Annotated in this window: 22 protein-coding genes and 1 tRNA gene; 14 read left to right on the forward strand and 9 right to left on the reverse strand. The window is 61.6% G+C overall.

Annotation, left to right across the window (positions count from 1 at the left end):
• Window positions 1-62: 62 nt before the first annotated feature.
• The 3 genes from QWI75_RS10795 to QWI75_RS10805 all read right to left on the reverse strand — a co-directional run bounded on the left by QWI75_RS10795 (window position 63) and on the right by QWI75_RS10805 (window position 3,169).
• Entirely contained in the window at window positions 63-494 is a 432-nt protein-coding gene (locus QWI75_RS10795; RefSeq protein ID WP_289268587.1) for a BON domain-containing protein, read from the reverse strand.
• Between the two features lie 756 nt (window positions 495-1,250).
• Window positions 1,251-1,326 (reverse strand) — tRNA-Arg (locus tag QWI75_RS10800).
• Between the two features lie 214 nt (window positions 1,327-1,540).
• A complete protein-coding gene (locus QWI75_RS10805) occupies window positions 1,541-3,169 on the reverse strand; it encodes a BACON domain-containing protein (protein WP_289268588.1) in 1,629 nt (542 codons plus the stop codon).
• Between the two features lie 402 nt (window positions 3,170-3,571).
• On the opposite strand from QWI75_RS10805, the gene QWI75_RS10810 reads away from it, so the two are divergent.
• Window positions 3,572-3,856 carry a hypothetical protein gene (locus QWI75_RS10810; protein ID WP_289268589.1) on the forward strand — a complete coding sequence of 95 codons (285 nt, stop codon included), beginning with the start codon at window positions 3,572-3,574 and terminating at the stop codon, window positions 3,854-3,856.
• A 103-nt stretch (window positions 3,857-3,959) separates the two neighbouring features.
• The gene (locus QWI75_RS10815) at window positions 3,960-4,988 is read left to right on the forward strand and encodes a hypothetical protein (RefSeq protein ID WP_289268590.1); all 1,029 of its coding nucleotides are present in this window, start codon (window positions 3,960-3,962) and stop codon (window positions 4,986-4,988) included.
• Between the two features lie 136 nt (window positions 4,989-5,124).
• Here QWI75_RS10815 and QWI75_RS10820 read toward each other — a convergent pair whose 3' ends face one another.
• The 3 genes from QWI75_RS10820 to glgC all read right to left on the reverse strand — a co-directional run bounded on the left by QWI75_RS10820 (window position 5,125) and on the right by glgC (window position 9,372).
• Complete coding sequence (locus QWI75_RS10820; protein WP_289268591.1) at window positions 5,125-6,189, reverse strand: DEAD/DEAH box helicase; 1,065 nt, start codon at window positions 6,187-6,189, stop codon at window positions 5,125-5,127.
• Window positions 6,190-6,296: 107 nt separating this feature from the next.
• Window positions 6,297-8,159 carry a helicase-related protein gene (locus tag QWI75_RS10825; protein WP_289268592.1) on the reverse strand — a complete coding sequence of 621 codons (1,863 nt, stop codon included), beginning with the start codon at window positions 8,157-8,159 and terminating at the stop codon, window positions 6,297-6,299.
• Window positions 8,134-9,372: a glucose-1-phosphate adenylyltransferase gene (glgC, locus tag QWI75_RS10830; RefSeq protein ID WP_289268593.1), complete on the reverse strand. Its 1,239-nt coding sequence runs from the start codon at window positions 9,370-9,372 to the stop codon at window positions 8,134-8,136. Before glgC ends, QWI75_RS10825 begins: the two co-directional genes overlap by 26 nt.
• A gap of 115 nt (window positions 9,373-9,487) precedes the next feature.
• Here glgC and QWI75_RS10835 point away from each other — a divergent pair, with 115 nt between their 5' ends.
• The 12 genes from QWI75_RS10835 (at window position 9,488) to QWI75_RS10890 (ending at window position 21,517) form a co-directional block, all read left to right on the forward strand.
• Window positions 9,488-9,775, forward strand: coding sequence for a hypothetical protein (locus QWI75_RS10835; RefSeq protein ID WP_289268594.1), 288 nt, complete (start codon window positions 9,488-9,490; stop codon window positions 9,773-9,775).
• Between the two features lie 140 nt (window positions 9,776-9,915).
• Window positions 9,916-11,001: an ABC transporter ATP-binding protein gene (locus QWI75_RS10840; RefSeq protein ID WP_289268595.1), complete on the forward strand. Its 1,086-nt coding sequence runs from the start codon at window positions 9,916-9,918 to the stop codon at window positions 10,999-11,001.
• Between the two features lie 22 nt (window positions 11,002-11,023).
• Window positions 11,024-11,887 (forward strand): ABC transporter permease, encoded by an 864-nt coding sequence (locus QWI75_RS10845; RefSeq protein WP_289268596.1) that lies wholly within the window; start codon window positions 11,024-11,026, stop codon window positions 11,885-11,887.
• An 18-nt stretch (window positions 11,888-11,905) separates the two neighbouring features.
• Complete coding sequence (locus QWI75_RS10850; RefSeq protein WP_289268597.1) at window positions 11,906-12,682, forward strand: ABC transporter permease; 777 nt, start codon at window positions 11,906-11,908, stop codon at window positions 12,680-12,682.
• Window positions 12,679-13,755 (forward strand): polyamine ABC transporter substrate-binding protein, encoded by a 1,077-nt coding sequence (locus QWI75_RS10855; protein WP_289268598.1) that lies wholly within the window; start codon window positions 12,679-12,681, stop codon window positions 13,753-13,755. Before QWI75_RS10850 ends, QWI75_RS10855 begins: the two co-directional genes overlap by 4 nt.
• A 150-nt stretch (window positions 13,756-13,905) precedes the next feature.
• On the forward strand, window positions 13,906-15,204 hold the full coding sequence (locus tag QWI75_RS10860; protein WP_289268599.1) for a TolC family protein: 1,299 nt from the start codon (window positions 13,906-13,908) through the stop codon (window positions 15,202-15,204).
• Window positions 15,201-16,349 carry an efflux RND transporter periplasmic adaptor subunit gene (locus QWI75_RS10865; protein WP_289268600.1) on the forward strand — a complete coding sequence of 383 codons (1,149 nt, stop codon included), beginning with the start codon at window positions 15,201-15,203 and terminating at the stop codon, window positions 16,347-16,349. The genes QWI75_RS10860 and QWI75_RS10865 overlap by 4 nt, the downstream gene beginning before the upstream one ends.
• Before the next feature lie 64 nt (window positions 16,350-16,413).
• A complete protein-coding gene (locus tag QWI75_RS10870) occupies window positions 16,414-19,542 on the forward strand; it encodes an efflux RND transporter permease subunit (RefSeq protein ID WP_289268601.1) in 3,129 nt (1,042 codons plus the stop codon).
• Between the two features lie 11 nt (window positions 19,543-19,553).
• Window positions 19,554-20,441, forward strand: a complete 888-nt coding sequence (locus QWI75_RS10875) for a HEAT repeat domain-containing protein (protein WP_289268602.1) — start codon at window positions 19,554-19,556, stop codon at window positions 20,439-20,441.
• Window positions 20,442-20,477: 36 nt separating this feature from the next.
• On the forward strand, window positions 20,478-21,008 hold the full coding sequence (def, locus tag QWI75_RS10880; RefSeq protein ID WP_289268603.1) for a peptide deformylase: 531 nt from the start codon (window positions 20,478-20,480) through the stop codon (window positions 21,006-21,008).
• 73 nt (window positions 21,009-21,081) lie between these two features.
• Window positions 21,082-21,300, forward strand: coding sequence for a hypothetical protein (locus QWI75_RS10885; RefSeq protein WP_289268604.1), 219 nt, complete (start codon window positions 21,082-21,084; stop codon window positions 21,298-21,300).
• Window positions 21,301-21,307: 7 nt separating this feature from the next.
• Complete coding sequence (locus QWI75_RS10890; protein WP_289268605.1) at window positions 21,308-21,517, forward strand: hypothetical protein; 210 nt, start codon at window positions 21,308-21,310, stop codon at window positions 21,515-21,517.
• 35 nt (window positions 21,518-21,552) lie between these two features.
• Here QWI75_RS10890 and QWI75_RS10895 read toward each other — a convergent pair whose 3' ends face one another.
• The 3 genes from QWI75_RS10895 to moeB form a co-directional block, all read right to left on the reverse strand.
• Window positions 21,553-21,897 carry a hypothetical protein gene (locus QWI75_RS10895; protein ID WP_289268606.1) on the reverse strand — a complete coding sequence of 115 codons (345 nt, stop codon included), beginning with the start codon at window positions 21,895-21,897 and terminating at the stop codon, window positions 21,553-21,555.
• 94 nt (window positions 21,898-21,991) lie between these two features.
• Window positions 21,992-22,519 (reverse strand): M67 family metallopeptidase, encoded by a 528-nt coding sequence (locus QWI75_RS10900; RefSeq protein ID WP_289268607.1) that lies wholly within the window; start codon window positions 22,517-22,519, stop codon window positions 21,992-21,994.
• Window positions 22,520-22,529: 10 nt separating this feature from the next.
• Complete coding sequence (moeB, locus tag QWI75_RS10905; RefSeq protein ID WP_289271645.1) at window positions 22,530-23,333, reverse strand: molybdopterin-synthase adenylyltransferase MoeB; 804 nt, start codon at window positions 23,331-23,333, stop codon at window positions 22,530-22,532.
• Window positions 23,334-23,418 lie beyond the last annotated feature (85 nt).

Genomic DNA, 23,418 nt, shown 5'->3' on the forward strand with positions numbered 1-23,418 from the left:
TTCTCCATAACGGTTCCATGGTGAACTCTTTAAACAAATTGTATGTATCGGCCTCTGTCGAATCAGGCCCGTTTCTGGGCCTTCGTCGGTTGCACTTCGGACGCATCCACGTCTAGGACTCCGCGAATCTTCTCGATATCGCTCACCATCATGAAAATGTTGGCGTAGTGATCCACCGGCCCTTTCAGTTTGACGACCCCGTTTTCGACCTTGTAGTCGATTTGGTCCAGATCGACGTACGGCGCCCATTTCAGATAAGCCAAGACGTCTTTTTCTATTTCACGATCCGGCCTTGGGGCGCCGACCACTTTCAGTAGGTTCGTAATTGCTGCAACCCCGGAGACCGATTCGGTCGGCTTCTCGGCCAATCGCCGGTGTATCGGCTGCTCGACTGCCCCTTTCAACACCATATCGCCCTCATGAACCAATACGGTAACTTTGTTGAGCTTACTGTCCTTCAGGGCCGGGACCGAGCGAGCGCGGCTTCGACGCATCTCTTGATTTCTTCATCTTTGAGAACCGGCCGACGTCACCCACAATGCAATCAGACCTGGCATCAGAAGCAGGCGTGTCGGTGTCCATGTCATGGCGCGGACCTCCTCTCTCTGATGTCTGGGCTGGTGCGCCGGCCTGCAACCCTATGGATAAAAATAACACCTACGTGTTAAATGGCAAGTGAGGCGGGCGGCCTCAGCGCCATCTGTTCAATTGCGATCAGCGGTAGAGGGCATGCCACATGGCGACCAAGGGAGTACAGGAGGGGCGTGCACGAGCGGGGAGCGCTTGGCGGAAACTCGAGGAGGGCCACGCGCTTGAGAAGGTCGGCTCTTCGATGAACCGTCCCCATAAGGGGATCCGCACACGGATCCCTTCTCTTGTTCTCGAAGCAGTGCCTCGGCTGCACGTTGCCGGACCTATGCGAATGCGAAAGTCCTCATGGGAGGCGACGGCTCATTCTCATGACGCGTGGGGATCGCTGTTCAATGTGATAAAAGTCTCGCGCTACGAATTAATTCCGGTATGGCCCGAGGTCAAGGGCCGAATGGCCGCCGAAACACGGGGATCGGCCTTCCAGCGGCGCGGCCGCTAACGACCGTCAAGCCGTCCCACGGTTACCCTCGGTTTGTGAGGGGGGTGTGCCGGGCCTCGAGCCATCTTCATGATGGCCGTCAATAAAAGAGAGGTTTGTCCCAAAACCGGGACCGAGGAATCACCGGGGATCGGGGAGGGGAGGCAAGCGGTTGATTTCATGGCGCGCCCGACAGGACTTGAACCTGTAACCCCCAGATCCGTAGTCTGGTGCTCTATCCATTGAGCTACGGGCGCAGGAATCATTATCTAACGTGCGAGAAGTCGCACGAGACTTCGAGTAAACGATGCTTTATACAGATCCTAGCTTCCCTGGTCAAGTGAGGTCGGACAGAGTGGACGAGCCGCCTGCCTATCTCACGCATGGAATAGACAAGCGGCCATCTCTGGCAGGGGTGATATGGTTAGGCTGCTCCTTGGGAGTTGACTCGATCCACTACAGTCATTCCGCTCAACGCTGAGCGCTCGCTTCATTAGAAAAGCCGCTCTCATTACCCGCATTGTCCAGCGCCGTAACCGCAAAATAATAAGTCCGGCCCGTCGCCAGGCCATTCACGGTGTAATTTGTGACTTTCCCGACATTGATGTTAGTCGTGTAGTTGCCTGGCGACGTCCCGTAGTAGACCTTATAGGAAGCCAGGTCCGATTCTGAGTTGGCATCCCACGAAAGGTTGACCGACGTGGAAGTGGCGCCGACCGTCACGGTCACCGGGATTGTCCGGGGAGATCCCGAGGCTCCGGAGGCAGAAACCGTAATGTTTGTCGTATAGGTTCCTGCTGCCAATCCGCCGGCAACGGTGATGGTCGATGTGCCGGATCCGGTCCCCGAGCGTGGGCTCGCCGACAGCCAGGAGGCCGATTCAGAAAGCGTCCAACTCAGAGTCCCGCCGCCTGTATTGCTGATGTTCAACGCCTGACTGATAGACGACTGGTTGCCTGATGAGTAGCTGAAATTAAGACTTGTCGGATTCACGGTGAGGATAGGCGATTGGCTCGCGGAACCTCCATTCCCGACCGTTAATGTCACGGGAACTGAGAGGGGCGAGAGAGTGGAATTCGAGGGAGTAATTACAAATGTCGCGGTATAGGTGCCGACGGCTAGGCCTCCAGGGAATACGTACCCATACACTTTCGAAGGCGTGGTGCCGGAGGTCGGATCTCGGAGCATCCAATAAGCAGGATCGTTAATCGTCCAACCGGTGCTTGTGCCTGAACTGCTGATGTCAAAGCTAAAGAGCTGTTGGTCGGTCGTTCCCTCCGGAACAGAGATCATGATGCTCGGAGGGTTGGCACTCAGTCCCGAGGTCGTGGGCGGTGGCTGAGTCGGAGACGGTCCTGACCCTAGCGTCAGTGTCACGGGAATCTGCTGTGGGCTGTTCGAGGCGTTGCCGCTTACCGTGAGAACCCCGTTATAAGTGCCGGCCGCCAGACCTGAAATATTGGCCGTCACAGTGGGCCTGTCTGCTTCGGTCGTGGTCGTTCCTGAAAGTGGCGTCACGAGCAGCCAGGGCTCGCTGGAGGCGATGTTCCAGCTCAAGGTGCCGCCGCCGGGATTGGTCAGGTTGATCCTCTGTGCCGATGGGTTGCTCCCGCCAACTGTCCCCGAGAAGTTCAGGTTTGTCGGTGTGATGCTGATCATTGGGTTTGTACTTGATCCACTCCCGCTGCCCGACGTGAGGTTGAGTGTAACTGTGATGGCGGGAGTATAGGTGTTGGGATCCTGCCCACCGTATACCCAGAACTGAACCTGCGCAGTGTAAATGCCCGCTGACATCCCGGATGTGTTCACTGACACCGAAATTTGAGCTGATTCGCCCGACAAAACCCCGTAGTTTGTAGAGAGCTTCAGCCAAGACGCGTTTGATTCGCACTGATATTCGTTGGAACCAGACGCGGTCAACGACAGGGTCTGGCTCGCCGGCGCGCCGGCTCCCGCTGTGGCGGTGAACGTCAGTTGGGATGGGCTCAACGAAAACGCGCGACTCTCCGATGCAAACAGGACTTGCGTTCCTATGGTCAGGACGAGCAATAGGTACAAGCGCCACCATTCTCTGTAGAGCCAAAGAGCTTGGAACAGCATGTTTCTCCGGTCTGGCCGACCCCAGTTCATCGTGCAACCCCTTGTAGGTGTGATAACCGGCCGTGAGCGATATGCGGTAAGTGCTCTTTGGGGACAGCAATTCACATGCCAGTCAAGCGGCGCTCGTGCTCTTCCGATTGTTTCCTTAGACTCACAGAGATATTGGAGTATTTCAGTTCAATCTCATTTGCTCGCTCATGTGCTCATTCGCGTGGAATCTGTAGAAGTGTAGTCATCTACCTTCAATGGCTGTCGTAGAAACCGCGACAGTACATCCACCAATCCGCGACGAGCGGCAGAAGAGGCCGATGGATACGGCGCCGTCAAAAAAACAAGAGATAGTAGGGAAACCCATCATTGTGAGGTAGGATCGGCCGGACGACGAAAAAGTTGGAACCGTTCATGCGAATCGTTCGGAAAATCGGATCGAATGAGGGCGCGAGCGAGGAGGATGGCGGGCCTGCTCCGATGCAGGGGCCGTCACACAGTCCGGCCCTGTTCACCTATGCAGGGCTGACGCTGCTGGTGCTCCTGCTTGCGGGGACCTGGCTGGTGTGGTTTTCGCAGTATCTCTATCATCGGATGGCGATGCAGGACATCTACGGCGCCTGCGCTCGACTCATGCCGGACAACAGGGAACGTTGCGCCGACACCGTGATCATCCAACGCGGCGGAGCCAGACGATAGATCCTGTGATATGGTCCGGTGTATGGTAGTGCCGCAACCCGTTGCGATTCCTTCCCGCCGAGACCGTTTCTTTCGCCCTTAGTGCAAGCCGTACGCTGTCACGATGCGAAGGGTATTCCAGACAGTTGCAACGGCTGCCGCGCTCCTCCTGTTCTATGTCTCTCCGGTTCATGCCGCGTCCCCATCGGTCGAAAGAAAAGAAACCGGTCCCCTGCGAGTCGATGTCGGGCTGTCGGCCTGGATCTCCACAGGCAAAACGACCTGGAGCCACGATGCGTCCGGCGTGAGTTCCCTGCTCGGCAATCCCTCTTCGAAACTCGACTACAAAGATGTGGCTGCGAATTTCGTCGAACTCTCCGCCAAGGCCACGTTGCGAGACCGGTGGTTTGCGAGGGCGTCGTTCGGATTTGCGGATATCGGCGGCGGACGGTTGGTGGATGACGATTTCGTGAGCGCGGACGGGGCCGCATCGTTCGGCACCACCGTGACAGGCGCCCACCGCTTTTCGCGCACGTTCAGCAACGTGGAGGGCAGCCATAGTTGGTACGTGCAAGGCGAGGTGGGCGGGCGTGTCTGGACGTTTCCCAGACACCGCGGCCGGCTGGATCTGTTTGCCGGCTTTCACTATTGGACCCAACGACACCAGGCCACCGGCGTGACCCAGGTGGAATGCACGGCCTTGACCCCTTCGCCGATCCAATGCAGCCCGGCCGGCACCGTCTCGAGTGCGGGAGAAACCGTCATCACGAACACCCAGGTCTGGCGATCGATTGAACTCGGGTTGGATACGGAGATCCGATTGCATCGACGGGTGAGTCTCACGGGGCGCGCCGCCTTTCTACCCGTGACCTGGCTGACCAACGAAGATGTGCATCACCTGCGGACGGACCTTCAGCAGAACCCCAGCTTCCGCATGACGGGATGGGGACTCGGCGCGCAACTCGAAGGCGGCGCCAGCATCCAGATCCTCTCGCGGCTGTTTTTCGATGTCGGATATCGATTCTGGTGGAACCAGACCCTGGACGGCGAGTGGGAGAATTTTCCGGTCGGCGGGGGCGGTGTGACGGTTCCCTTGACGCAATTCCGCACGAGCCGCCAGGGGGTCACCTTCGGCCTGCGCTATGCCTTCTAGCCGGGTGCTCTACAAGTCTGCCCGTTTCGAATGGTCGTCAAGCGTCATCCGTCAATCGTTTGTAAAACCGAAGACATCGGCGCTGACGTCCTATGCTTTAACGATTGACGCTTGCCGTTTGACGGAGGTCCGGCGGTCAGCCCCGATGCCCCAGGGTCTCTTGTTCGTACTGTTGGAACAAGCGAAGGGTTTCGGGGTGCAGATGATGGCCGTGTCCGGGAGGAATCCCGACGGTGCGGAACAACGGCGTGAGCTTGCCGTTGGGATGCAGGTATCCGGCGCGCAGCGGGACCGAACGCCGCGCATGTCTCACCAGCCGGCAGGGAGAAGGCCGAATGTGCGTCAACCAGTCGGCGATGTCCTGCGGGTTCCCGATCGAGGCCGAGAGCAACAGCAGCCTGGCTTGCGCCGGACAAAAAATGATGGTCTCCTCCCAGACGACGCCCCGCTCGGGATCGGCCAGGTATTGTGATTCATCCAGAATCACTAATCCTAGCTGGTCGAGGCGAAGGTCGATCTCTCCTCCCGCCGCGTCGTAGAGCAGGTTCCGCAGGATCTCCGTGGTCATGATCAACAGCGGAGCCTGCGCATTATCCTGCCGATCTCCTGTGAGGATGCCCACCTGCTCCGGTCCGAAGATCCGGGAAAACTCAGTGAACTTCGTGTTCGACAGCGCTTTCAGCGGCGACGTGTAGATCACGGTCCGGTTGGCGTCGATCGCGCGACGCGCGGCTTCGACCGCCACGTAGGTCTTGCCGCTGCCGGTCGGGACGCTGACGATGACGTCGGTCTCGACCAGCGCCTCCAGCGCCTCCTCCTGCCAGGGGTCCGGCACAAAAGGCGCTGGCTCCGGGACACCGATTCCCTCCAGAAAGGCTCCGAGCGTGACGCCGGGCTCGCGCGGTTCCGGCTCGTGGACTCGGGCCTTGGAGGCCGCTGTGCGCCCAGGGTGCGAATGCGCAGCCGGCTGTGCGTGCTGCCGGCCGTGAGGCTGCTGCCGGTCCCGTTGGGCGCGATCGCCGATAAGGGCTTGCAAGTCCGATTCAAAGCCGGAACGATTGTCGGCCGAATGTCTGAGCAGGGCCTCGATCAGGCGCCGCTTTCCCATTCGGAAATGACGTGGAATGCGTCCGCGAGCCAGGCGGTGCAGCAGGCCCAACGGCTGTTGCACCATGAGTTGTTCCAGTTCCTCGGTTGTCACGAAAACACCCCGTCATTCGTCATGGGTCAACCGTCAATCGGAAAGAGAAGTAGCCAGGAAGTTTCGCACTCTCGATTGACGTATGACGATTGACGCGTCTTGCTGCGTCACGGCAATTCCTCCAGCACGCCTCGACGCAAGTTGGCGATGGCGCGGGCCGCGGTGTCGGCCAGACTTGGGTGCGAAGAGCGCAGGCTCTCGATCTGGGACAGATATTCCAAGGTGCGGGCGAACAGCCGATACATATCCCCTTCGGCCATGGTGGTCGCACGGCAGAGGCCGATCCAGGTCAACGCCGGGTCGCCCACCCACCGTTCCGTCAGCGCGGCGATGTCGCCCCGGAGCAAAGGCGGGTCATCGAAGGCGGCCAGTTCATGCGCCAGCCGTCGCACCTGATTCAGAACCGTGCTGAGTCCTGCGCTCGCGCGGGGAAAGGCGCCGGGCCGGTCGTCGTCGTGGGCGATGCTCGCCATCACGGCCGCGAGCAAGGCCGGCTCGATCGCGGAGAAGGCCTCGGCTCGGATCAGCTCGGTGATCAACAGCGAGTGATCGATCCTGATCAACCGCGCCCATTCACCGTCCGCAGTCAGTTGCGCCGCCGGCGTCAAATACCCCAACTGCTGGAGCACTTCCACCTTTTCCTGGAATCGGTGCCAGAGGCTCGTGCGAAGCGCTTGAATCGCTTTGGTCGTCCTGGCGATCTCCTGCCGGAGCTTGAGCGCCGTCGGATGGTCCTTCTGGCAGGCATGGCGCGACGGGCAGGTCGGGCAGGGAAAATCATCCAGGGTTTGCGCAATCAATTCATCGGGAATCTGGTCCGCCTGTTCGGAGACGAGGATCGGCAGCGCCGGCACGCGCGTGGGCAATTCCGCCAATTCGTCGACCAGACCTTGGATGGTCTCGGGTGTGGTCCAAGGATAGGCGCGGGTCTCCTTGACCTCGAACGTGCGATCGAGCACCTCGGCGACGAAGGTGACCGGAATTTCGGTGATGGACCCCTCGCTCCTCAACACGGTGAGCATGGGGCTGCGCTGCCCCCGGCTGCGGTATTCGCGCAGCACGATCGCGCGGGCTTTCCCGAGACTCACCAGGCGGCCGGGCGTGAGGAAGGGGAGTCGCGCCGCGACTTCGGGCGGGTCCTGCTTGTGGACGGAGGGGCGGTGCGGCTTCCGGCGACGCGCCGTGTCGAAGTGGTGCCACTGGGTGATCCAGTCCGTGCACTCGCGCGGACCGTAGGGCGCCATCTGTACTTCCAACGTATCGAGTTTTTCCTGGAGCCGCTCGGCCCGTTGATCGAGCTGGAACTGGGCGAAGCTCTTGGCGAGGATGGCCTGGATATGATCGAGCGGATGGGCCTTCAGCAGGTTGAGGACCATCGGGTAGGTGATCACGAATTGGCTGTCGATCGGCTCCGGGTGTCCTGTGAGTCCCTTGGCGATATGGCGAAGGTCGATATAGGGGGAGGGAGTCACGACGGCAAACCCGACCAGATCCTTGCCGCGCCGGCCGGCGCGTCCGGACAATTGTTGGATCTCGCTCACGGTGAGATCCGTAAAGTCGCGGGCCTTCCGCACGCTGGACTGCGTGATGACGACGGTGCGCGCGGGAAAGTCGACGCCGGCCGCCAGGGTCGTGGTGGCGAAGACCGCGTCGAGACAGCCCCGGCGCATCAGCTCCTCGACCGCGATCTTCCAGGACGGCAGATGGCCGGCATGGTGCGCGGCGACGCCGGTCCGCTGCACGGTCTCGCGCAGCGGATGTTCGGCGATGCTGGGAAATTCGGCCGTCACACCGTCGAGGACTCTCGCGATGGCCTCTTGTCGATCCGGCGGGATGGCCGAAGGCAGTAGCGCCAGCGCCTGCATGGCGTCGTCGCAGGCGCGTCGCGAGGTCAAAAAGACGATGGCGGGCGTCAGATGCTTATGCCGGAGGGTTGACAGCAGGTCAGCCGGATGAATCGACGGGGCCATGCACTTTCATTCCTTTGGAGATGACGACCAGCCCCGATTCCGTGATCGTGAACCGTTGCCGATCGGCCTCGCGGTCATAGCCGATTTCCGTATGCGGGGGGATGGTCACATCCTTGTCGATGATCGCCCGGCGGATGCGCGCATGCTGGCCGATCACCACGTTTTCCATCACCACGGATTCGCGCAGATCAGCGTGGTCTTCCACCCGCACGTTCGGAGACAACACGCAGTTCTGCACGCGCGCGCCCGAAATAATACAGCCGCCCGAGACGACGGAATCGAGCGCGATCCCCATGCGGCCGCCCTGGTAATCCTGCGCGAAGACGAATTTGGCTGGCGGGTACTGCCCTTGATAAGTCCGGATCGGCCAGTGCTGGTCGTACAGGTTGAACAGCGGATCGACCGAGACTAGATCCATATTGGCTTCCCAATAGGCATCGAGGGTGCCGATGTCCCGCCAATAGTGCACCGACTTTTTGTTGCGATCCTGAAACTTGAAGGCGAACACCCGTTGATCGGCGATCATGCGGGGAATGATGTTCTTGCCGAAATCGTGCGTGGTGCCGGCCCTGGCGTCCTTGAGGAGATGCTCCCGGATGACATCGGTCTTGAAGAGATAGATGCCCATGGAGATGAACGCCTGCGCGGGATCGCCCGGGATCGACATGGGGTTGCTCGGCTTCTCATCGAAGCGCTGGATCCGATATTCCTCATCGACGCCGATCACGCCGAACCGGGTCGCCTCGGCCAGGGGGCATTCGATGGCGCCGACGACCGCGTCCGCCTCTTTCTCCAGCATGAACTGGTACATGTCCGCGTAGTTCATTTTATAGATATGGTCGCCGGCCAGGATGAGCAGATACGGGGATTGTTCGTTATCGAGAAGAAACAGATTCTGGTAGACCGCGTCCGCGGTGCCCTTGTACCAATCCTCGCTGATTCGCTGCTGGGGCGGCACCGAGATGATGTATTCGCCCAGCTCGGTGCTGAAAATGTTCCATCCCATGCGGATGTGCCGGTCGAGCGAATGGGACTTGTACTGGATCAGCACGGCGATTTGGCGCAGGCCTGAGTTGATGCAGTTGCTCAACGTGATGTCGATGATCCGGTACTTTCCGCCGAAGGGCACCGCCGGTTTGGCCCGTTGGTCGGTCAGGGGATGGAGCCGCTCGCCCTTGCCTCCGGCGAGGATCATCGTGAACAGGTCCCGCATCGGGTGAAATTCTAGCAGGGCGCCCGCGAAATAGAAAGGAGGCTCCGGTTGACAAGCACGGCCGGTGTGGGAATACTACGGCCCTGACTCCTTCATCCATTGCCCACGGAGGCCCATGGCGAAACGACGGACTCCAACTCAATCTCAACGGCGGAGATCGGACGGCGCGCGGCCGGTCACATCATCGGACGACGTGTTGCGGCGGTTGAACCGGCTGGAGCAGCAGATGCATCGCCTCTCAGAGCTGATTCGCGAGCATGCGGAGGACGCCGATCGATTGGTGCGGATCGTGGCGGAGGATCGGAACCTCATCAGACGCGAGCTGTTGCGGCGGCATCAAGCCCAGGTGCGCGCCCGCGACTTTCTACGCCGCGTTCCGGCGAAGCTCGGATTGGACCACTGACCGCGCCTCGTGAGGCGCCGGTCGCCGTCCGGTTCGTGAGATCGGCGACGACGCGACCGGGAGTGTGCGACGTTCCTTCCTCAACGGCCTCATCCAGTCCTGCGATGCCTTCCGTTTCAGGCTCGGCCGAGGATCGCGCCGTGATCTTGGAGACGCGGGGGGTGGTGAAATCCTACGGGGGTCCCCCCGTCGTGCGCGAGGTTTGCCTCGCGGTGCGCGAAGGGGAGTTCTTTTCGATTCTCGGACCCAGCGGCGCAGGCAAGACCACGCTGCTTCGCCTGCTGGCCGGCTTCGAACAGCCGGATCGAGGCGAGATCCTGCTCCAGGGCCGTCCGATGGCTGGCGTGCCTCCCAGCCGCCGGCCGGTCAATACGGTCTTCCAATCCTATGCCCTGTTCCCCCACATGACCGCCGAGGAGAACATCGGATTCGGGCCGCTCATGCAGGGTCTGCCGAGAGATGAGCGGCGGCGGCGCATCGACGAGCTTGCGGATATCCTGCGCCTGGATGGACTGCGGAACCGCCGGCCCGCGCAACTGTCCGGCGGCGAGCAGCAGCGGGTCGCGATCGCGCGGGCCCTGGTGAATCGCCCCGCCGTACTGCTGCTCGACGAACCGATGGCGGCGCTGGACGAGCAGCTCCGGCAGAGCATGACCGCCGAACTCAAGCGTATCCAGCGACGGGTCGGGATCACGTTTATCTGCGTGACCCACCACCAGGCGGAAGCCCTGACCCTCTCGGACCGGCTGGCCGTGATGGAGCAGGGGCGGGTGGTGCAGATCGGCACCCCGGAAGAGGTCTACGAGGCCCCGGCCTCCCGTTTTGTCGCCGAATTTCTCGGCCGGTCCAATTTGCTGGCCGGCCTGGTTCGCCTGATCGATCCCGACCGGGGGGAACTGGCCGTGCCGCGCTTGAATCTGGCGGTCGGCATTCCGAGCCGTGCTCTCGTCAACCTGTCGGATGGCCAGGATGCCACGTTGGTGCTTCGGTCTGAACTTGTGCTGGTCCGGAACGACGGGCCGCAAACGGCAAGTGAGGACGGCATTCCGGCGGTGGTCGATCAGGTGGACTATGCCGGAACCCATTGGCGGTATCATCTGCGGCTCGACGAGGGGCTGTTCTGGCAGGCCATGGTATCGAACGGAAACGGCCATAAAAGATTGTCCGTGGGTGACCGCGTCTACGCCTGCTGGAATCGCGATGACGGGTTCCTGCTCCCCGAGTGAGGATTAAACCGGCCGAGGGGTCATGCGCGATTGCCGTTCGTCAGGAGCCAGCCGCTGGTGTTATGCCGGGTCCCTGCTCTGGGGCCTCCTGGCCGTCGGACTGCCCTTGCTGATCGTGCTGGTGATCAGCTTCGCCACCCGCGAAACCTACGGATGGATCCGCTGGGACTTCAGTCTGGCCAACTACCGGGACCTCTTGCACCCGTTGTATGTCACGATCGTCTGGCGGTCCTGTGCCATGGCGGCTGCCGTCACGGGGATCTGTCTCCTCGTCGGATTTCCGTTCGCCTATGTGATGGCGCGATCATCCCCACGGTGGCAATCGTTCTGGTTGATGATGGTGTTGATTCCCCTCTGGGCCAATTTTCTGGTCCGGACCTATGCCTGGATCTTCATCCTGAGGACCGATGGGCTGCTGAATACCTGGCTGATGCAGATGGGCCTGACCGGCGAGCCGATCACCTTCCTGTACACGCCGTGGGCGGTGTTGATCGGTTTGGTGTACGGGTATCTGCCCTTTATGGTGCTGCCGGTCTATGCCTCGCTGGAACAGGTCAATCCTGTGCTGGAGGAAGCCGCCCGGGATCTGTACGCCTCCTGGTGGGACCTCTTCATCCGGTTGCTCGTGCCGTTGACTGTGCCCGGCATCATCGCGGGGTCGGTCCTCGTGTTTGTGGCGTCGCTCGGTTCCTACCTGACCCCGGACCTGCTGGGCGGCGCCAGAACGATGATGATGGGCAATCTGCTGCAACACGAGTTTCTGGTCGTCCGCGATTGGCCCTTGGGGTCGGCCTTCAGCATCGTGCTCTTACTGTTGGTCATGGTCGCGCTCTGGGCGTATCGGCGGGTCACCAGCGCGGCCGGCCCGCAAGAATTTATCCGGTAGCGAGATCGTGGAGATCGAATGGCGGCGGTTCGACAACATATCTGGGCCTCGGCGATCGGTTCGCTGGTGCTGGGATTCCTCTACGCGCCGATTCTTGTGTTGATCCTCTTCTCCTTCAACGACGGCCGCGCCCTGTCCTCCTGGCAAGGATGGACAGTCAAGTGGTACGTGACGCTCGCGCAGGACCGGGCTCTGTGGGACGCTGCGGCGGTGACCTTGAAGGTGGCCGTCATGTCAACGGGGCTCGCGACGGCGCTCGGTCTGATGGGGGCGATCGCGCTCGAACGGGGCAGGCATCCCTGGCTCGAATTGCTGTTGGCGCTCCCGCTGGTGATTCCGGAAGTGATGATGGGAGTGGCCTTCATGCTCCTGTTCGTCGTCATCAAGCTGCCGCTCGGGCTGACCACGGTCACGTTGGCGCACACGGCCTTTAACGCCCCCGTGGTCATGGTCGTGGTCCGGGCCAGGCTGCGGCGGCTGGACCCGGCGCTCGAGGAGGCGGCCCTTGATCTGGGCGCCTCCGCCTGGCAGTCGTTCCGCCGGATTACGTTGCCGTTGCTCATGCCCGGGATCGTGAGCGGCGCCCTGCTGGCCTTCACGATTTCCATCGACGATTTTCTCGTGACCTTCTTTACGACCGGCCCCGGAGGCACCACGCTCCCCATGCGGGTCTATTCCATGATTCGATCCGGGGTGACCCCCGAGATCAACGCCCTCTCGAGCCTGCTGGTGCTGCTCTCGATCTCGCTGGTCGCCGCGGCGCTGTTCCAGCAACGCCGGGAGGTCGCGCGATGATCTCCCGTGGTCCGGCCCTTGTCGGTTGCATCGGCCTTCTGGCCGGGATCGCATGGAGCCTTGGCGGATGCCCGTTCTTCGGCCAAGAAGAACAGGGGACCGGAGCATCGCCAAAGGTCCTGCACTATTTCACCTGGTCGGATTACGTCAGCCAGGACCTGATCGCCGAGTTTGAGCGACAGGAGGGGGCGCAGGTCGTGGTGGACACCTTCAGCAGCAATGAGGAGCTGCTTGCAAAATTGCAGACCGGAGCGAGCGGTTACGATGTGGCGGTGCCGTCGGATTTCATGGTGGCCATCATGATCCGGTTGGGCCTCCTGGCCGAACTCTCTCCGGATCGAGTGCCCAATCTGGATCTGGTCGAGCCGCACTTGCAGGACCTCTCCTTTGATCCCGGGAATCGCTATTCCGTTCCCTACCTCTGGGGCACGGTCGGCATCGGCTATGATGAAGCCCATTTCCCGGATGCCCCGGATTCGTGGGCCGTGCTGTGGGAGAGCCGTTATCGAGGACGGATCAGCATGCTCAACGACCAGCGGGAGGTCTTCGGCGCGGTCTTCCGGTTGATGGGGATCTCGATGAACCAAGTGGATCCGCTCGCGATCGAGCGGGCCAAGGACAAACTGATCGCGCAAAAGCCGTTGGTAAAGGCCTATACCAGCGACCATTACGACCAACTGTTGGCGGCCGGTGAAGTCGTGTTGGCTCACGGCTGGGTCGGTCCCATGGTCCGGGCCAGGGCCGACCGACCGTCCATCCGCTATACCGTGCCCCGCGAGGGCGGGACAATCTGGGCCGACTGTTTGGTCGTCCTCAAGTCGTCCCGGCAGCCAGACCTGGCGCACCGGTTCATCAATTTCCTGCTGGAGACCAGGGTGTCGGCCCGGACGGCGGAACGGCTTTTTTTTGCGCCGGCGAACCGGCTGGCCAAGGACCAGGTGCGTCCGGATCTGAGACAGGACAAGGGAATCTTTCCGGCTCCCTCTCTCCTTCAGGGGTTGGAATGGATGACGGATGTCGGGGAGGCGATCCGCCTCTACGATCGGGCCTGGACCGAGCTGAAGATGACCTGACCAGCGGCCGGGGTGTTTCTATTTCCCTGTCTGCCGAAAAAATGTATAATGATCTGATTTTCAATGTCTTAGACACTCCCAACGGATCTTGTGAACGCCACTCTCTCGTGTGAGCATGCGGGTCGTCAAACCGGCTTCTGGATGAGCGGAATGAGAGAGAAGTTTCTCCTGGCCGTCGCCATCCTCTGTTTCTCCATCGCCCTGTCCATCGCTGGTGCCGTTGCAGCGGAGATGCCCGTCGCCCAGCCGACCGGCCCAGCCGCGACCGCGCGGCTGTCCCTGGATGAAGCGCTCGCGCTGTTTCTTCGCCAAAATCTCGACTTGATCATTGCCAAGTACGGAATCGATTACGCGCAAGGCCAGGCGATCACGGCCCGGCTGTTCCCCAACCCGGTGCTCTCCGTCGGCGCCGTGGGATCCTGGACGCAGGGCCGGACGTTGTCCCGCAGCGGACAGGTCTATCCGCAGGTCCAGCAGCTCTTCGAGATGGCGGGGAAACGCGGCTACCGCATTGAAAGCGCCGCCTACGGCATTCAAGGCGCCGAGGCGGCCTTCGAGGACGCCATCCGCCAGTTGAGCTTCACGCTCAAGGAAACCTACTATCGGGTCCAGCTCGGGCTGAGGCGCCTGAACCTGGCCGAGGAGAATCGCGACCGGTTCGCGCGCATTCTCGAAATCAACACGGTTCGCTTCAAGAAGGGATTCATCGCCGAGGTCGATCTCATCCGCATCCGCCTGCAGGTCGTGGACTTCCAGTCGCAGGTCATCACGGCCTTGCAGGACACCGAGTCGGCGAGGGCGGATTTGCGGGTGCTGCTCCAACTGCCCGCGACGACGAAATTGGAATTGACGACGGACATGGAGTACCGGCGGATCGATCCCGATGTGCGGGCGATGCAGCAACTGGCGCTGGACGGCCGGCCGGATATCCGCGTCAAGCGGATCGCGCGCGCGCAACGATCCGCCGATTTGAAGTTGGCGCAGGCCTACCGGTATCCCGACGTGACCATCGGCGGAGGGTACGCCTTGCAAGGGCCTCAAGGCCCGGATAATCCGCAGCAGCTCGGCCTCAGCGTCGGGGTTCCGCTCCCGCTGTTCAACCGCAACCAGGGCGGGATCGCGCAGGGCGAGGTCAATGTGCAGGTTGCGGAGGCCGATCTCAGAAAGACGCTGGTCGAGGTCGAGAACCAGGTCGATATCGCGCACCGGAACCTGATCCAGAGCCGCAATCTAGTGGAGGCCTACCAGAAGGGCGTCCTGGAGGATGCGCGCCAAACCTTGACGATCGTGGAACGGGCCTACGAGCGCGGCGGGGCGACGATTCTGGAACTGCTGGACGCCGCGCGGACCGCCCGCTCGATTCAGTTGAACTATCTGGAGTCGCTGTTCAATTACCAGCGGAACGTCTTTCAATTGGAAAGCGCCGTCGGCCGGGAGATTTCGACATGAAAGCCGTGTGGTTCTGCGTGGCTCTCGCGGGCGCCGCCGCCCTGGGCGCTTGCAGTGGAAACGACAGCCCGGCGGTGGCGCCGCCGGCGTCGCCGCGGGCCGCCTCGGCGCCGCAGCCGGAGGCGCCTGATCTCAGGAAACGCATCGAGATCGCCGAGGTGGGCTATACCACGTCGCATCCCGCCCTTGTGTTGTCCGGCAAGGTCGCCTACGGCGAGGACCGCTATTCGAGGATCTCCTCGCCGCTGCAAGGCCGCATCCTCGAAGTTCGAGCCAGGCTGGGAGACTACGTCAAGCCGGGCGATGTGCTGCTGGTCATCGACAGCCCGGAGATCACGGCCGTCTATTCGGACTATGTGAAGGAGGCCAGTGAGCTGGAGTATGCGACGCGGGCCTATGAGCTGGCCAAGGACCTCTATGAGACCAAGGCCCTGCCGCAGAAGGATCTGAAGCAGGCCGAGAACGATCTGATCAAGGCCCGGGCGGAGTTTCGCCGGGCGAAGGAACGGCTGTTGTCGCTGCGTGTGCCGGCCGCGGAGTTGGAGAAGCCGCTCGCGCAGCAGCGCATCACATCGCGGTTTGAGTTAAAGAGCCCGCTGGCCGGCACCGTCGTGGACCGCGCGGTCACACCGGGCCAATCCGTCGGAGGGGACCCGGATCAGGTGCTTTTCACGGTCGCCGATCTCAGCAAGCTCCAGGTGATCGCCGATGTGTACGAACGGGACCTCTCCCTGGTTAAGGTCAGCCAGGTGGCGCGCGTGAACGTGGAAGCCTATCCGGGCGAGGACTTCCCCGCCGTCGTGGCGGCGATCGGCGACACGGTCGATCCCAGCAGCCGCACGATCAAGGTGCGCGCCTGGGTGAACAACGAGGACCACAAGCTGAAGCCCGAGATGTTCGCGCGTCTCAACATCGACGTCGCCGACGCCCAGGTGTTCCTGACGATTCCGCGAGAGGCGGTGATCGAAGTGGACGGCAAACACTATGTCTATCTGGTCACCGGCGACACCGGCTACCAGCGCCACGAGGTGAAGGTCGCGAACGTCTCCGGAGATCAGGTGCGCGTGCTGGAGGGACTTTCCCAAGGCCAGCGCATCGTCGTCAAAGGGGCCGTCTTGATCAAGGGCCAGGAACTCAAAGGGTAAGTCTTCTCGATGGGCGTGACGGCCGCTCTCTCGCCAATGATCCCTCCACTGTTGACTCCGCTCCATGATTGCCCGAGTCGTTGAGCTGTCGCTTTCTCAACGGTTCCTGCTCTGCGCCGTCGGATTCGCCCTCTTTTTCGGGGGGCTGTACGCGTTTCACGTGCTGGACGTCGTGGCCTATCCCGATCCGTCTCCGCCGATGGTCGAGATCATCACCCAATATCAGGGATGGTCGGCCCAGGAGATGGAGCGGCAGATCACGGTGCCGATCGAAGTGGCGCTCAACGGGATGCCCGGCCTGACCGATATCCGCTCCCTCTCCATCTTCGGGCTCAGCGACATCAAGGTCTATTTCGACTTCAACACCGAGTACTTCTTCGACCGCCAGGAAGTCCTGAACCGGTTGGCGACGGTGACGCTGCCGCCCGGCGCCGCGCCGGCCCTCTCGCCCTGGTGGGCCATCGCCGAGATCTATCGGTATCAACTGGTCGGGGACGAGCAGACGTCCTTGACCGAGCTCAAGACCATTCAGGACTGGGTCTTGCGGCGGGAGTTTCGCCGTGTGCCGGGAGTGATCGATGTGACCGCGTTCGGCGGGACGACGAAGGAATACCACGTCGATGTCGATCCCGGAAAATTGATCGGATACGGGGTGAACCTGTCGCAGGTGATGACGGCCTTGGCCAACAGCAATGCCAATGTTGGGGGCAACTATCTGACAGTGGGAGGCCAGAATTTCAACGTCCGCGGGGTGGGCTTGATCGACAGTCTGGACGACATCGCGAACGTGGTCGTGGCGCAGAAGGACGGGACGCCGATCTTCGTCAGGAGCCTGGCGAACGTCAGCATGGGGCACCGGGTGCGCCTGGGCAAGGTGGGCATCGACGACAACGACGATGTCGTCGAAGGCGTGGTGCTGTTGCAGCGCGGGTACAAGGCGCTCTCGGTCTTGGACGACGTCCGGCGGAAGGTCGAGGAATTGAATCTGCTGAAGCTGCCCCGCGGAGTGAAGATCGAGACGTTCTACGATCGGACGGCCCTGATCCATACGACGATCGAAACCGTGACGGACATTTTGCTGAGCGGGATGGCGCTGGTCTTCGTGCTGCTCTATGTGTTTCTGGGCAATCTTCGCGCCGCGCTGATCGTGGCCCTGACGATTCCGCTGGCTCTGCTGTTCACGTTCAGCATGATGGTGATGATGGGGCAGTCGGCCAACCTGATCTCGTTGGGCGCCATCGACTTCGGGATTATCGTCGACGCCACGCTGATCATGGTGGAGAGCGTGTTCTTCCACCTCGCGCACTTTCATCACCCGGGGCTGACGGTGCCCCACCACGTGGTGCGGGCCGCGAAACAGGTCGGCCGCCCGATCTTCTATTCGACGGCGATCATTGTCGTGGCGTTCATTCCGCTGTTCACCATGCGGGGCGTGCCGGGCAAAATCTTCGCGCCGATGTCCATCACCTACGGCTTCGCCCTGTTGGGCGCCCTGTTGATGGCCTTTACCTTGGCGCCAGTCCTCTGCTCGATCCTGCTGAGCAGCGCCGTGAAGGAAGAGGACACGGCGCTCGTGCGGGGCGTGCGGCGGCTGTACGCCCGCGTCTTGGATTGGGCCCTGACGCACGAGTTCGTCGTCATTGCCGGAGTGGGCGGGCTGATGCTGGTCTCGCTGGTGGCCTTGCAGTTCTTGGGGGGGGAGTTCATGCCGGCGCTGGAGGAGGGCAACCTGTGGGTGCGGGCCACGATGCCCGTGGATATCTCGTTCGAGCAGGCGGCCCGCATCAGCGGCGATATCCGGCGCGTCTTCCGTGAATCGCCGGAAGTGACGACGGTCGTGTCGCAGTTGGGGCGGCCGGACGACGGGACCGACCCGACGAGTTTCTTCAACAGCGAGTTTCTCGCCAACTTGCGCCCCCAAAAGGAATGGCGGCCCAACCTGACCAAGGAAGGGCTGATCGCCGAGATCGAAGAACGGCTGCAGGCGATTCCCGGAGTGGTGCTGAATTTTTCCCAGGTCATTCAGGATAACGTGGAAGAAGCCATGTCCGGCGTGAAGGGGGAGAATTCGATCAAGCTCTTCGGGTCCGATTTGAAGGTCATGGAGGAAAAGGCCGTCGAGATCGAACGGGTGATGCGCACGGTGCCTGGGGTCAAGGATTTGGGCATCTTCCGGCTGATGGGGCAGCCGAATCTGTTGATCCAGGTGGACCGCCAGGCCAGCGCCCGTTACGGCCTGCAGGTGGCGGACGTCAACGCCGTCGTCCAGGCCGCGGTCGGCGGCCAGGCGGTGACGCAGGTCTATGAAGGCGAGCGGCTGTTCGACTTGGTCGTGCGCTTTTCGCCGGAGTTCCGGCAGGACATGGAAACGATCAGCAACATCCTCGTCAGCACGCCGGAGGGGGCCCGCATCCCGCTCAAGCAGATTGCGAAGATCTCGACCGAAACCGGGGCCTTCATCATTTACCGTGAAAACAACCAGCGGTACATCCCGATCAAGTTCAGCGTCCGCGACCGGGACCTGGCCGGCACGGTGGATGAAGCCCAGGCGCGGCTGGCTCGTGAGATTACGTTGCCGGACCGCTATCATTTGGAGTGGGCGGGCCAGTATGATCAGTTGAAGAGCGAGCAGAAACGGTTGGCCGTGGTGGTGCCGATCAGCCTGCTGATCATCCTGTTTCTGCTGTTCACCGCGTTCAATTCCTTGACGAACGCGCTGTTGGTGCTGGTGACGGTCCCGTTTGCGCTGATCGGAGGGGTCTTGACTCTGGTCGCGACCGGGACCAACTTTAGCATTTCCGCCGCGGTCGGGGTCATTTCAACCCTGGGGGTCGCGATCCTGGGAGGCGTCTTATTGATCTCGCGGATCGAGGATCTGCGGCAGATGGGCGATTCGCTGGAAGCGGCCGTCCGGAAGGGAGCCGATTCGCAGCTTCGTCCCATTTTAATGGCGACGCTCGGCGCCGCCATCGGTCTCTTCCCCGCCGCGATCGCCACCGGCATCGGATCGCAGGCCCAAAAACCGCTGGCACGGGTCGTCGTGGGAGGCATGTTGACGGCGGCGGTGTTGATCTTGATCGTATTGCCGGTGTTGTATCTGCTGGTGCATCGGATTGCAGGGAAACGGCTGCGGCGGCGTGTCCAGGCACGGCTGCAGCAAGCGGGAGATGTCGGCGAAGGACCTGAATCATGAGGAGTATCCGTATGATGGCCAGATGGATGAGCGTGGGTGCGGTATTGGTCATGACCGGGCTTTGGTGCGCCGGAACGGAGTCCCTGTCCCGGGCACAGGTGCCGGGAGAGGGCGGCGGAGAGGCGATCACTCCCTATGACTATGAGCGACCGCCCGAGGGCCAGATGGTTCCCGATACCTCGGTGCCCCCCAATACGGAGGCGTTATCGGAGGAGGAACTCAAGCGCGCGGAGGCGCTGCTGCCGTTGCTTGAAGGCAAACAGGAGTATTGGGCGATCGGGGAATTTGTCCACCTCGGCCTTCCGGTGGTGCCGGTGCTGGTGAAGGCGTTGACGATGCCGGGGCCTCGGATCCGGTACAACGCCATTGAAACGCTCTCGATCTTGAAGGCCGCCTCGGCCGTGCCGGCTCTGCTCAATACGGCCAAACAGCCCAACGAAATGCCCCGGATCAGAGAACATGCGCTCCGCGTCTCGGTCCGCCTGGACCCCTCTCAGACGGTTGAGGCCATCGCGGTGATGGCCAAGGATATGAACTCCTCCGTCCGAAAGTCGGCGGCCTTTGAGGCGCGCTATGTCCGGGAGAAGGATGTGGTGGACGTGTTGATCGAGCTTCTCGTGGATGACGAACGGTTCGTGTCCATTTCGGCCCTGCAGTCCCTGTGGATTCTGACTCGCCACGAAACGGAAATGCACGATTGGGATTCCTCGACGAAACAGCAGCGGGAGGAATGGGCCCAGGAGTGGAGGGATTGGTGGAAACAGGAGAAGGACTCCTTTTCGCTTCCCGTCCCGCGATCGCCGCGGACCAGTTCCACCCGCCACGACAAGGCGTGGGACCGGTCGCTTGCGGAGCGGAAAATTGCTGTGTTATATCAACAACAATACGGCCTCTCCTGACCGGGCGGTCCAGGAGAACGGTCGCATGAGCGGACCATGGCACTACTGACTATCGCCAAGTTGGGCAATCCGGTGCTGAGAAAGATCGCGGCTCCGGTGGAGATCGGAGAGCTGAAAAGCGCCGCCTATCAGCGCCTGATCGACGATATGTTCGAGACGATGTACGAGGCCAACGGCATCGGCTTGGCCGCGCCGCAGGTCGCCAAATCCGTTCAATTGATCGTGATGGCCTGTCCCGGCGAAGGCGGGTTTCCGGAAACCGTGCTCGTGAACCCGAAGATTGTGTTCTACGGTCCCCAACAGGCGGAACATTGGGAAGGCTGTCTCAGCGTGGACGGGCTTCGAGGGAAGGTCACAAGGCCATCCACCGTTCGCGTGCAGGCCTTGGACCGGCGGGGCTGCCCGGTCGACTTCGAAGCGAGCGGGCTCTACGCGGTCTGCATCCAACACGAGATGGATCATCTGATCGGCAAGGTGTTCCTGGACCGGATGACCGATTTGTCCTCGCTCACCCAACTCGACGAATTCGTCGAATACTGGCAGAAAGAGCCCACGGCGGTCATCTGAACCACTGAACCAGTGCCGCGTCGGTTGCCGCGACCGTGCTGTCCTTCAATCAAGTCGGATTCGCCGGGAGCGGGTGTCTGCACGCCGAGAGGCCGGAATGGTGTTGATCTACGAGAATGAGCCGCTCGATCACGAACATGCGGGGGGGCATTGGTACCATGTGTGCCTGGGCCGCATCAACCCTGAGTCGCTGAGCGTGCCGCCGGTCGATCGCCCCTACGAATGTCCGCGCTGCGGCATCGAGTTGGAGACCGAGGATTTCTGGCATGCCCAGATGAAGGGATCGGTGTAACGGGACGATGGCACGGAGCGTCGGGCGCAAAACCGTCTCGGTCCAGCGGGGCCTGATGATGTTGTGCGACACCTGCCACGAACAGGTGCTCACCGACCAGCTCGTGGACCAGCGGAATTTTGTGTCGAATTACGAACTGCTGTTCGACACCATCTGTCCGGGCTGTATCGACATCAATCGCCCGCTCATCGACGACATGCTCGGCAGCTCAGAATAACGCCACCTGCCATTTCCGGCGAGTTTCCCGGTCTATCAAGGGCGGCACTCCTTCCCGTCGAACACTCGGCAACTCGTTTCCCCGCTCATCACCGTCCACTTCTTGACCAGGGGCGCCTGCCCCGGCCGTATTTCGACGACCAGGTCGATCAACCCCGACAGCGGCAGCTTGTCCAGGTTGGGTTTGGCTTCCGGCGGCACTTCCACCCCGAAGACCGCTCCGCTGTCCGAAATCACGATATAGCCCTGCTCCTTGTTCACATGGATGATCGGGCTGTAATAGCTCTTGGTTTGTGCCTCGGCATGTGAGGTTCGCACCGCCAGACACATCGAGATCAGAAGGATAAGGGCGAATGTTCCGACGGCCGACCCGTGACGCATGATAGCCTCTCCACGTGTTGAGGTGAGCTGCGCGATGAACGACGATGCCGCGATCAATCCTGTTCGGCGGCGCGTAGGATACCAGATCGGACGGTCAGTTCATACCGGGGGACAGGATTTCATACGAGGCCGGGGAGACGCATCCCTGTCGGATGTCGTACAGCTTGATGTCGGGCTGATCGGGAGTTTGCAGCGAGATCAACAGATATTGCGGCAACGGCAGGTTGATTTTCGGCCAATAGTCCTCGTAGTCGGTGGCGATTTTGACGTCCGTGACGGAGGGGCGGGCCGGATCGTGCGGGTGCGAATGATAGATGACCAGCAACTCAAGCTCCTTCTTGCGCATGTCCCGCTGGGCCAGTGCAAGATCCTGCGCGTCCATCACGAAGGCGATCTCCGCGCGCTCTTCCGGCGAGAGTTGCGCCAGATGGGAAAGTTTGGCGTCATCGAAGGCGGCCAGTCGGTCGGCGCCGTCGACTGCCACGACGTTGGCGATGCGGTACAGATGGGTCACGCGACGGTCTCGGCCGGCCAGCAGTCCGCAACATTCGTGGGGAGCCAGCTCGCGCGCGTGTGCCACCAGATCGTCGGCGATGGAATGGGGGATCCGCAGCGGCGTCACGTCAGAAGATCTAAATGGTGCAGGAGACGTTGTAGTCCAGGCTCAAATCCGTGATGGCGGGCGCCGGACCACACAGACGGCACGAAGGGTCCTTGGGGCGGGACACCTTGCGGAACTTCATCTCCAACGCATCGTAGATCAGGAGCTTGTCGGCCAGGGTCTCGCCGATGCCAAGGATCTCCTTGATCGCCTCCGTCGCCTGCAAGATGCCCATCGTGCCGGCGAGCACGCCCAGCACCCCGGCCTCCTGACAGTTGGGAACGAGGCCGGCCGGAGGCGGCTCCGGATAGAGGCAGCGGTAGCAGGGATAGCCTGCGTGGGGCTTGATCGTCGTGAGCTGGCCCTCGAAACGGAACATGCTGGCCGAGATCAGCGTTTTCTTCGCGAAGAAGCAGGCGTCGTTGACCAGGAACCGGGTGGTGAAGTTGTCCGATCCGTCGAGCACGATGTCATAGTCGTGAAGCAATCCCAGGATATTGTCGGCGTTGACATGGTGGTGATAGGTCTTGATCGTAATGTCGGGGTTGATGGCAGCCAAGGTTTGCCGGCCCGATTCGACCTTGGGCACCCCGATCGTGGCGGTCGAATGCAGGACCTGGCGTTGGAGGTTGGACAGGTCCACGACGTCGCCGTCCACGAGGCCGATGGTCCCGATGCCGGCGGCGGCCAGATAGAGCGCGGCTGGAGAGCCGAGGCCTCCGGCTCCGATCAAGAGCACCTTGGCCTGGGCGAGCTTTTTCTGGCCCTTGCCGCCGACATCCGCCAGGATGATATGTCGGCTGTACCGTTGAATCTGTTCGTCGGTAAATTCCATCGTGTCTTTCAATCCCGTCAATCCTCAATCGTCACCCGTCATTCGTCAATCGTGAGCGAGCAGTATGTTACGGTTGACGCATGAC

The sequence above is a fragment of the Nitrospira tepida genome (assembly GCF_947241125.1).
In the GTDB taxonomy this organism is placed as follows: Bacteria; Nitrospirota; Nitrospiria; order Nitrospirales; family Nitrospiraceae; genus Nitrospira_G; species Nitrospira_G tepida.